The following is a 9323-nucleotide window of genomic DNA, read 5'->3' on the forward strand; positions in this document are numbered from 1 at the left end:
AATTATATTGTATTATCAAGTTGCCTTACAAGCTATAAAATAGATTCATGGATTTTTCAAAAAAATTATCAAGCCTTAAACAGAGCCATCTTTATCGCTCAAGAAAAATATCTGAAAATACACAAAATACGCAGATGATTATCAATGGAAAATCATTGATAAATTTTTGCTCAAATGACTATCTATCGCTTGCCAGTCATCCACAAGTTAAAGAGGCGTTCAAACAAGGAGTGGATAAATTCGGCGTTGGTGCTGGTGCATCGCATTTGATTAGCGGACACACGCCAGCACATCAGGCGTTAGAGGAGGAATTGGCTGATTATACGGGGCAGGAAAAAGCACTGTTGTTTTCAACCGGTTATACGGCAAATATTGGGGTGTTTTCTGCACTTAAAGATGAGCTTGACTGGGTATTACAGGACAAGCTTAACCACGCCTCGCTGATTGACGCCAATCATTTGATTGGTTTGCCACTTCAGCGCTATTTACACAATGATATTATTGCGCTTGAAAAAAAAATAGCAAAACAATCAGGGCAAGGATTAATTGCCACTGACACAGTATTTAGCATGGATGGTGATCGGGCTGATATTAAAGGTATTGAAAAAACTGTGAAAAAATCTAGTGCGCTTTTAATGCAGGATGATGCACATGGATTTGGTGTGTTTGCGCCAATCATTCCAAAAAATTCGATTTACATGGCAACACTAGGTAAGGCTGCAGGCACAATGGGGGCGTTTGTGGCTGGTGATGAAGATTTGATTGATTTTTTAATCCAAAAATCACGCCCTTATATTTACACCACCGCGACTGCACCTGCTTTGTGTGTTGCCACACTAAAAAGCTTAGAACTGATTAAACAGGGTGAGCAAAACGCTAAATTATTAGCCAATATTCGTTATTTTAAAAAACTTTCTAAAGTCTTAAACTTACCCATGAAAAATTCTAATAGTGCCATTCAGCCATTCATTGTGGGCAGTAGCGAAAAGGCAATTCACCTTTCAAAAGAATTACTAAATGCAGGCTTTTATGTTGGTGCCATCCGCCCACCAACTGTGCCGAAAGATACGGCGCGTTTAAGAATAACACTAAGTGCCAACCATACACAAAACCAAATTAAACAACTACTCACCCAACTTAAATATGCTATACAGTAACACGCAAGGTATTGGGGTTGATTTGGTGTTGCTTCATGGCTGGGGGTTTAATTCCGAATTGTTTAACAGCTTGATTGATGACTATAAAAACCAATACCGCATCACCCTTATTGATTTGCCCGGGCATGGTAGAAGTGCCAATGTTGATGGTGGGCTTAATGAATGGTGTGATGAAATTATTAAAATCTTGCCTGATAATCCAATATTATTAGGCTGGTCATTGGGTGGGTTGTTGGCAATAAATATTGCTAAAAAAATCAAAATCTCTCAACTTATCTTGCTTGCCTCTACACCTAAATTTATCAAAGATAGTGACTGGAATTATGGCATTGATGCGGATAATTTTGAACAATTCTCGAACACTTTACAACTCAATTTATCCAAAGGTTTAAAACGTTTTATTAGCTTGCAAACTGACAATAAGGCACAACTCAAATCACTTAATCGCTCTATTGATGCATTACCTGCAAGCCCTAATGCACTGAGTCAAGGCTTGGATATTTTATTAAAGTCTGACCTACGCAAGCTATTAAAACAATTGACAATACCCGTGCAAGTCATCTTGGGCAAGCGAGATACCTTAGTACCTGTTGATATTGTTAAATGGTATAAAGCACAGAATATATCACTCACCCTACTTAATACTGGGCATTTGCCTTTTTTACACCCAGACTTTGAATTAAGTATAATTTAAACATACAAAAATTTTGGAGAAATCAATGGATGCTCTTGTTGGTGTTATTATGGGGTCAAAATCTGATTGGCCAACCATGAAAAATGCAGTAGAAATGTTGGAGGAATTTGGCATCCCACATGAAGTACAAGTGGTATCAGCACATCGCACACCTGATTTAATGTTTGAATACGCCAACACTGCCAGTCAACGCGGACTAAAGGTTATCATTGCAGGTGCAGGGGGTGCAGCGCACTTACCTGGTATGGTAGCAAGTAAAACCATCGTACCCGTCTTAGGTGTTCCTATTCAATCACGCGCACTTAGCGGACAAGATTCACTATTATCTATCGCACAAATGCCAGGTGGTATTCCAGTTGGTACATTGGCAATTGGCGAGGCAGGTGCAAAAAATGCTGGTATCTTAGCAGCGCAAATTATTGCTAATGAAGACAATACCCTCAGAGAAAAAGTTGTTGCTTTCAGAGTCAAACAAACACAGGATGTTCTCAACAATCCCAACCCTACCCTCTAAATGAAAGTCGGTGTTTTAGGTGCGGGTCAATTAGGTAGAATGCTTGCTATTGCTGGTTATTCGCTTGGTCATCAATTTGGTTTTTCGGGAAATTCTCATCATGAGCCTTCATCGCTATTAGGCCAACTATTTATTAATGATAATGCATCTTTGGTTGATTTTGCTGATGTCATTACCTTTGAAAGTGAAAATACGGATGTAGAATCTGTCAAAAAAATAGCCAAAACAGTTGCAGTTCATCCTAGCACAAAATCTCTATTCACCACGCAACATCGTGGTCGTGAAAAAGCCTTATTTAATCAACTCAATATCCCTTGTGCGCCTTACAAAATGGTGAATTCTGAAGAAGATTTAAAACAAGCAGTTGAAATAATTGGGCTACCCGCCATCTTAAAAACTGCCACTGAGGGCTATGATGGCAAAGGTCAATTTTTGATACGCAATACTGCTCAAATTACCCAAGCTTGGAATAGTATGAAGGCGAAAGAATCTATTCTTGAGGGCTTTGTTAATTTCAAACGAGAGCTTTCATTAATTGCAGTGCGTGATACTGATAACAATCACAAATATTATCCCTTGGTTGAAAATACACATCATGATGGCATCCTACGATTAACCATTGCACCTGCTCAATCTATTGACCCTGAAGTGCAGAAAACGGCGCAACACTATATGCAAACTTTGCTTGATGAAATGAACCATGTCGGTGTTTTAACCATTGAACTCTTTGAAACAGAAACTGGACTAGTGGCAAATGAAATGGCGCCTCGCGTGCATAATTCTGGACATTGGAGCATTGACGGTGCCAACACTTCGCAATTTGAAAACCATGTGCGTGCTATTACTGGTATGCCATTAGGTGATACCACGCCAACCCATCCATTGTGTGCAATGATTAATATTATTGGTGAGATTGGTGAGATTGATACCGTGCTTAAGCTGCCAAATACGCATTTGCATTTATATGACAAAGAAGAGCGCGCCGATAGAAAATTAGGGCATATCAATATTACAGCTCACTCTCAAATTGAACTTAACACAACTATTAAGCAATTACAAAGTTTCTTACCTAGACAATCTTAGCCAAAACGCTTTTCTAAATAAGCAATAATCTGAGAAGTTTCAAGCATCCACTCAACTTTATCACCCTTAGTAATTTTTAAACAAGGCACTTGGGTCTTTCCCGTTTCTTTGAGTAATTCTGCCCTGTAAACACCCTGTCTATTTTGTGCATCTCTGGTAACAATGTTAAGATTTAAGCGTCTAATCACCCTTCTGCTCTTGATGCAAAATGGACAACCAAAAAATTGATACAGTTCGATATTGGCTGTTTGTTCGTCCACTTCTTGCTGTTCGGATTCACCGCGCTTAACTTTGCTCACTGGAATTAGCCAACTAATAAAGGCGATAATTGCGCCCAGTCCATTTCGAAAGCCTTTTAATAATAATTTCATTTTTCCTCCCTTACCCTATAGGCGATTAATGTATTTTCTAATAATGTGGCAATGGTCATCGGTCCAACACCGCCAGGCACTGGTGTAATACAGCTAGCAACTTCCTTGGCAGACTCAAAATCCACATCACCAATCAAAGAGCCACCGTCTAATCTATTAATACCAACATCAATCACAACAGCACCTTGCTTAATCCATTCACCTTGAATCATTTTCGGAATGCCAACAGCTACCACAATAATATCAGCTTGTTTTAATTTTCTGGGTAAATCTTGAGTTTTACTATTACAAATCGTGACTGTAGCACGCGCGTTTAAAAACTCCATTGCCATAGGTCGTCCAACAATGTTTGAGCTACCCACCACTACACAATTTTTACCCACTAAACCAACACCTATTGTTGCCAATAGGGTCATCACCCCTTTGGGTGTGCAAGGGCGTAAAAAGGGTTTATTTTGCATTAGTTTTCCGATGTTCTCGCTATGAAAACCATCCACATCTTTTGTAGGATCAATGGCCTCAATCACTTGGCTAGCATCCAAATGTTTTGGCAATGGTAATTGCACCAAAATACCATCAACTCTATCATCATTATTTAAACGCTCAACTTCTGCTAACAATTCAGCCTGAGTAATATCGCTAGATTTGTTAATTTTTTCAGCATAAAAACCCGCTTCCTTACAAGCATCGCCCTTGTTGCGAACATACACGCTAGACGCTGGGTCATCGCCCACCAAAATCACTGCCAAGCCTGGCTTGCGACCAAGTAACGCTACCTGAGTCGCAATATCTGCCCTTAAATCTTGTGCGATTTTCCTGCCATCAATGATCACTGTAATACCTTCCTTACTTTTTCTAAATCCTGAGCAGTATCCACACCAAAACCTGTTGGGGCACAAGCAAGTGCAACATGTATATCAAACCCTTCATTAAGCACAGTAAGTTGTTCTAATTTCTCGACTTGTTCATAGTCTGAGTTATTCATGGTCAAATACTGCTTGATAAAACCTGAGCGATAAGCATAAATGCCAATATGCTTAAAACACAGCGCTGTATTAAAATCTGCCTCATCTCGAAAAGCAGGAATAGGTGAGCGTGAAAAATACAGCGCCTTGCCAAATTTATCAAACACCACTTTCACACAATTTGGGTCTAAATATTGTGCCTTGTCTGTCACATTTTCACATAATGTTGCTATTTGCATCTTAGAATTGGCCAAATTGTTTGCCACTTGTTTGATCGCTTGCTCGTCTAACATTGGCTCATCACCCTGCACATTAACAATGATTTGTTCATCATTAATACTCAGTGTTTCCAATACTTCTGCAATACGAGCAGTGCCTGATGTGTGAGCCTCACTGGTCATACAGGTTGTTGCGCCAAAACCGTTGGCAACTTTCTCAATGCGTTTATCATCTGTGGCAATAATCACATTAGATGCACCGCTTTTTTGGGCATTTTCATAGGTGTATTGAATGAGTGGCTTGCCGTGAATATCTCTTAGTAATTTAGCACTCAAACGAGTTGATGCATAGCGTGCAGGAATAATAACAGAAAAATCCATTAATTTATTTTTCTTGCTTCTTCGACCAATAACACTGGGATATCGTCAATAATTGGGTAAGCCAGTCCACTCTCTTCACAAATCAACTCATTGCCCACTTGCTTGAGTGGTGCAATGCTTTGTGGGCAAACTAATAATTTTAATAGGGATTCATCCATCATAATTTAGCATCTAGTTTTGTCAAAAAATCATCGCTCAAATCAACTTCAGAATGCAAATACCACATCTGCTTCGTTGCGAATTGCCTACATTTTACACAATCCTTAGCACTCATAATAATTGGATATTCCTTGGCGAAACTCAAATCTTTTTCAGTAAAGGCATAATGGTCAGAAAATGCGTGAGGTTCAACCAAGACACCAAGCTTAGATAGTGTATCAAAAAAGCGCTGCGGATGAGCAATACCCGTCACGGCGTAACAGGCTATCTTTTCAAAAAAATCAAGTGATTGAGCCACACCTGTAGATAAATTAATAAATGATTTTGGCGTTAGTTTTGAGGTGTATTCGCCTGTATGCTGTGCACCATTGTTAATGACAAAATCGACGCTTTTTAATCTTGCGACTGGCTCTCTAAGCGGCCCAGCAGGCAGAAAGAAACCATTGCCAAAACGACGCTCACCATCTACAACTGCAATCTCAACTCTGCGCCCCATGGCGTAATGTTGCAAACCATCATCACTAATAACAATATCTAGCTTATATTGAGTGATTAAATCTCTCACTGCTTGTGCACGATTTTTATTCACCATTACCCATACATCAGATTGAGTGGCAATCAGTAAAGGCTCATCACCAGATAAACTGGCTAAGGTGTTTTTATCAACCAATAAACTGCCTTTAGTATGTGTACCGCCATAACCGCGTGAAACCACCCCGACCTTTTTACCTTGCTGCTTAAAATGCTTAACTAAGGCCATAACAATGGGGGTCTTGCCACTACCACCAACGGTAATATTACCCACCACCACCACAGGCGCATCAAAATGATATGTGGATAGCAGACCGATACGATACAAGATTTTTCTCACAAACGATAATAGATAAAAAACCACTGAGACTGGCAATAACAAATAATTAACCGTACTGCGAATATTTAAATCCATCATTACTAGAGCACCTTTGTATGCTTAATAATTACCATTAGATTGATATTTCTTCTCGGTAAATTTCAACACCCCTGCGGCAATTGATAGCACCAAAATAGAAACTACCATAATAAGCAAGTTAAACTTATCATGCTCTACCAAAGATTTCATATCAATCACTAAAAAACGCGTAATGGCTGTAATGGCAATAAATATCAAAAAAATAACTGGCATTTTATGGGTTTTAAAATAAATACCGGTCATTGCCCCTAACTCTAAATAGATAAATAAAAGCAAAATATCCTTAAGCGAGGCAAAGTTAGATTCTTGAGTCATAATCAGCAAATACTCACTAACTGCTGACCATGCAATGGTTACACCGACCACAAACAAACCAACAATATGAAAAATTTCAATCATTAGGTTGCCCAATTGGTCAATTTTATCTTTAATCGTTATATTTGACATACACCCCTTCTTTCTTTTACTTTTAAGGTGCTAATTATGACAAAATATTAGCCTTATGAGTATCGAATTTAAAATTTCTAACCAATATTTACGCTCCAATCGAAAGAAAGGCTTTGTTTCTTTCATTTCTGGCGTCTCTATCGTTGGATTGGTGCTTAGCGTTATAACATTAATTACCGTGCTATCCGTCATGAATGGCTTTCATAAAGAACTGCGCGATAGAGTACTAGGTGCTATTTCACACGCTTACATTACAGGATACGGCGATACAATTGAGGATTGGCAAGCATTACAAGCAAAAATTAACAAACACCCAAATGTCGTTAGTGCCTCACCTTATATACAAAAATACGCACTTATCAATACCTCGTTTGGCTCACAAGGCATCAGCATTAGAGGCATTCAACCTAAGTTAGAGAAAAAGACCTCTGTTTTACTGGATAAAATAAAATCTGGCAATGCAGAATTAAACAAGTCTAGCATCTTAATTGGCTCAGGTTTGGCAACAAAATTAAGTGTAATGGTTGGCAGTAAAGTTACTTTATTAACACCACAACTATCCGCTAATATTATGGGAGTGCAACCGAGATTTAAGCGTTTTACAGTTAGCGGTATTTTTGATGCGGGTATTGGTGAATATGACAATAATTTAGCCTTTATTGAGCTACATCAAGCACAGTTGTTATATGCGATGAAAGGCAAAGTATCGGGCATCCGACTCAAAGTTGATGATTTATTTAATGCCAAAAAAATTACCAACGAAGCGGTCAATGATCTAGATTCTGGACAATATTACGGTGTTGATTGGACACAGCAGAAAGCTAATTTCATCAAGGCGCTTAATCTTGAAAAACAAATGATTGGCATTATATTGTCACTGATTATTGCTGTGGCTACCTTTAATATTGTCTCAATGATGGTAATGGTGGTTACTGATAAAAAAGCCGATATTGCCATTCTCAGAACCATCGGCATGACACCAAAACGCATTGTCAAACTATTCTTTTATCAAGGCGTTACCATAGGTATTATCGGCATTGTTATAGGCACAATATTAGGGGTTATGCTTGCGCTTAACATTGAATCTGTGATTAGTGTGATTGAGTCAATATTAGGTTTTCAATTCTTCCCTAAAGATGTCTTTTATATCAGCCGTTTCCCTTCTGAGATTCACTTAGATGATGTGATTATGGTTGCAGTTGGGGCTTTTATCCTAGTCGTACTTGCCTCCATTTACCCTGCAAAACGCGCAGGAAAGCTGCAGATCTCAAAGGTACTTAACCATGAATAAGATTATCAAATGTCAAAATTTGGGTTATGCTTATAATGACGGTGAGATTAAAACGCCCGTATTAAATGCACTAAATTTAGAAATTAACCCTGCAGAGTCATTGGCGATTATCGGACAATCTGGCTGTGGCAAATCCACCTTGCTAAATTTATTAGGTGGCATGGACCAGCCCACTACTGGAAAAGTTATGATCAACAACGCTGATTTATCACAACTCAGCGAAGAGGCAATTACCAACCTTCGTGCACAACATTTAGGGTTTATTTATCAATTTCATCATCTATTAAAAGATTTTAGTGCCTTAGATAATGTAGCAATGCCACTACTCATTCGTGGTGATGCCACGCATTTAGCACTTGAAAAATCTAGCAAACTACTCTCAGATATCGGTCTGCAAAACCGACTCAATCATCGACCCGCAGAACTCTCTGGTGGTCAGCGTCAACGAGTGGCAATTGCGCGTGCTTTGATTAACAACCCAAGTTGTCTATTGGCGGATGAGCCCACAGGCAACTTAGATGCAAAAAATACACAGGAAGTTTTGGGCTTAATGATGGAGCTCAATCAACAGCAAAAATCAGCTTTAATTCTGGTGACACATGATATGAATATTGCAAAAAAAATGGATCAATTCTTAACCTTAGAAAATGGAACCTTAGTATGAACATACATCAAATGCAAATGTCTTATTTAACCCAAGAAGACCGACTTATTCTCAGCATTAACAGCCAAGACAAGGAAGAATTCCGCCTATTTTTAACCCGTCGAATTATCATCTCATTTTGGGATATTCTTAACCGTACTATCACCCATTCTTTATCTGCCCACGCTACCCCTGATGATCTATTGACAATACCCGAATCGCAAAAACAGCAAATGGAGCAAAAAATAACGCAACAAATACAATATCGGCACATCATTGAAAAAGACGACTATGAAACCCCCTTTAACAATGGCAATAAATTTCCGATGGGCGAGATACCCATTTTGGTAGAAAAAATCACTGTCAATGTCTACGAAAACACCAAGATTGTCCTTATATTTGAAAGCAATCAAAGTCAGAATATCAGCCTAAACCTAACCCCCAACTACTT

General features: G+C 38.8%; 13 protein-coding genes. 7 read left to right on the top strand and 6 right to left on the bottom strand.

What is annotated here, in order from left to right; genetic code table 11:
* The first annotated feature begins 47 nt into the window (after positions 1-47).
* The 4 genes from BAZSYMA_RS04725 to BAZSYMA_RS04740 are packed head-to-tail and all read left to right on the top strand — an operon-like array spanning position 48 to position 3448.
* A complete protein-coding gene (locus BAZSYMA_RS04725; RefSeq protein ID WP_090716163.1) occupies positions 48-1157 on the top strand; it encodes an aminotransferase class I/II-fold pyridoxal phosphate-dependent enzyme in 1110 nt (369 codons plus the stop codon).
* Positions 1144-1851: an alpha/beta fold hydrolase gene (locus BAZSYMA_RS04730; protein ID WP_090716164.1), complete on the top strand. Its 708-nt coding sequence runs from the start codon at positions 1144-1146 to the stop codon at positions 1849-1851. The genes BAZSYMA_RS04725 and BAZSYMA_RS04730 overlap by 14 nt, the downstream gene beginning before the upstream one ends.
* 25 nt (positions 1852-1876) lie before the next feature.
* The gene (gene purE, locus BAZSYMA_RS04735) at positions 1877-2365 is read left to right on the top strand and encodes a 5-(carboxyamino)imidazole ribonucleotide mutase (RefSeq protein ID WP_090716166.1); all 489 of its coding nucleotides are present in this window, start codon (positions 1877-1879) and stop codon (positions 2363-2365) included.
* Positions 2366-3448 (top strand): 5-(carboxyamino)imidazole ribonucleotide synthase, encoded by a 1083-nt coding sequence (locus BAZSYMA_RS04740; RefSeq protein ID WP_090716169.1) that lies wholly within the window; start codon positions 2366-2368, stop codon positions 3446-3448. It abuts the gene before it with no gap.
* Here the strand turns inward: BAZSYMA_RS04740 and BAZSYMA_RS04745 are convergent.
* From BAZSYMA_RS04745 to BAZSYMA_RS04770, 6 genes are read right to left on the bottom strand one after another with little or no spacing between them, the layout of a single operon-like run.
* A complete protein-coding gene (locus tag BAZSYMA_RS04745; protein ID WP_090716171.1) occupies positions 3445-3819 on the bottom strand; it encodes a glutaredoxin family protein in 375 nt (124 codons plus the stop codon). The genes BAZSYMA_RS04740 and BAZSYMA_RS04745 overlap by 4 nt on opposite strands.
* Positions 3816-4652, bottom strand: a complete 837-nt coding sequence (gene folD, locus BAZSYMA_RS04750) for a bifunctional methylenetetrahydrofolate dehydrogenase/methenyltetrahydrofolate cyclohydrolase FolD (RefSeq protein WP_090716174.1) — start codon at positions 4650-4652, stop codon at positions 3816-3818. Before folD ends, BAZSYMA_RS04745 begins: the two co-directional genes overlap by 4 nt.
* Positions 4649-5383 (bottom strand): 3-deoxy-manno-octulosonate cytidylyltransferase, encoded by a 735-nt coding sequence (gene kdsB / locus BAZSYMA_RS04755; protein WP_090716178.1) that lies wholly within the window; start codon positions 5381-5383, stop codon positions 4649-4651. The genes folD and kdsB overlap by 4 nt, the downstream gene beginning before the upstream one ends.
* Complete coding sequence (locus BAZSYMA_RS04760) at positions 5383-5544, bottom strand: Trm112 family protein (RefSeq protein WP_090716181.1); 162 nt, start codon at positions 5542-5544, stop codon at positions 5383-5385. The genes kdsB and BAZSYMA_RS04760 overlap by 1 nt, the downstream gene beginning before the upstream one ends.
* Positions 5541-6491, bottom strand: a complete 951-nt coding sequence (lpxK, locus tag BAZSYMA_RS04765; RefSeq protein ID WP_237731747.1) for a tetraacyldisaccharide 4'-kinase — start codon at positions 6489-6491, stop codon at positions 5541-5543. Before lpxK ends, BAZSYMA_RS04760 begins: the two co-directional genes overlap by 4 nt.
* A 21-nt stretch (positions 6492-6512) precedes the next feature.
* A complete protein-coding gene (locus BAZSYMA_RS04770) occupies positions 6513-6938 on the bottom strand; it encodes a phosphate-starvation-inducible protein PsiE (RefSeq protein WP_090716186.1) in 426 nt (141 codons plus the stop codon).
* Between the two features lie 55 nt (positions 6939-6993).
* Between BAZSYMA_RS04770 and BAZSYMA_RS04775 the strand changes: the two genes are divergently transcribed.
* The 3 genes from BAZSYMA_RS04775 to BAZSYMA_RS04785 all read left to right on the top strand — a co-directional run.
* Positions 6994-8229 (top strand): lipoprotein-releasing ABC transporter permease subunit, encoded by a 1236-nt coding sequence (locus BAZSYMA_RS04775; protein WP_090716189.1) that lies wholly within the window; start codon positions 6994-6996, stop codon positions 8227-8229.
* Positions 8222-8893, top strand: coding sequence for a lipoprotein-releasing ABC transporter ATP-binding protein LolD (gene lolD, locus BAZSYMA_RS04780; RefSeq protein WP_090716192.1), 672 nt, complete (start codon positions 8222-8224; stop codon positions 8891-8893). The genes BAZSYMA_RS04775 and lolD overlap by 8 nt, the downstream gene beginning before the upstream one ends.
* A partial coding sequence (locus BAZSYMA_RS04785) for a hypothetical protein (protein ID WP_090716194.1) occupies positions 8890-9323 on the top strand: 434 nt, incomplete at its 3' end. The genes lolD and BAZSYMA_RS04785, both read left to right, overlap by 4 nt.

The organism is Bathymodiolus azoricus thioautotrophic gill symbiont, from assembly GCF_001298715.1.
Lineage (GTDB): Bacteria > Pseudomonadota > Gammaproteobacteria > PS1 > Pseudothioglobaceae > Thiodubiliella.

Coding starts and splice junctions, on each gene's coding strand:
- BAZSYMA_RS04760 (WP_090716181.1), bottom strand. CDS start 5,544: ATGATGGATGAATCCCTATTAAAATTATTAGTTTGCCCACAAAGCATT.
- BAZSYMA_RS04775 (WP_090716189.1), top strand. CDS start 6,994: ATGAGTATCGAATTTAAAATTTCTAACCAATATTTACGCTCCAATCGA.
- lolD (WP_090716192.1), top strand. CDS start 8,222: ATGAATAAGATTATCAAATGTCAAAATTTGGGTTATGCTTATAATGAC.
- lpxK (WP_237731747.1), bottom strand. CDS start 6,491: ATGATGGATTTAAATATTCGCAGTACGGTTAATTATTTGTTATTGCCA.
- BAZSYMA_RS04745 (WP_090716171.1), bottom strand. CDS start 3,819: ATGAAATTATTATTAAAAGGCTTTCGAAATGGACTGGGCGCAATTATC.
- BAZSYMA_RS04725 (WP_090716163.1), top strand. CDS start 48: ATGGATTTTTCAAAAAAATTATCAAGCCTTAAACAGAGCCATCTTTAT.
- kdsB (WP_090716178.1), bottom strand. CDS start 5,383: ATGGATTTTTCTGTTATTATTCCTGCACGCTATGCATCAACTCGTTTG.
- BAZSYMA_RS04740 (WP_090716169.1), top strand. CDS start 2,366: ATGAAAGTCGGTGTTTTAGGTGCGGGTCAATTAGGTAGAATGCTTGCT.
- BAZSYMA_RS04730 (WP_090716164.1), top strand. CDS start 1,144: ATGCTATACAGTAACACGCAAGGTATTGGGGTTGATTTGGTGTTGCTT.
- purE (WP_090716166.1), top strand. CDS start 1,877: ATGGATGCTCTTGTTGGTGTTATTATGGGGTCAAAATCTGATTGGCCA.
- BAZSYMA_RS04770 (WP_090716186.1), bottom strand. CDS start 6,938: ATGTCAAATATAACGATTAAAGATAAAATTGACCAATTGGGCAACCTA.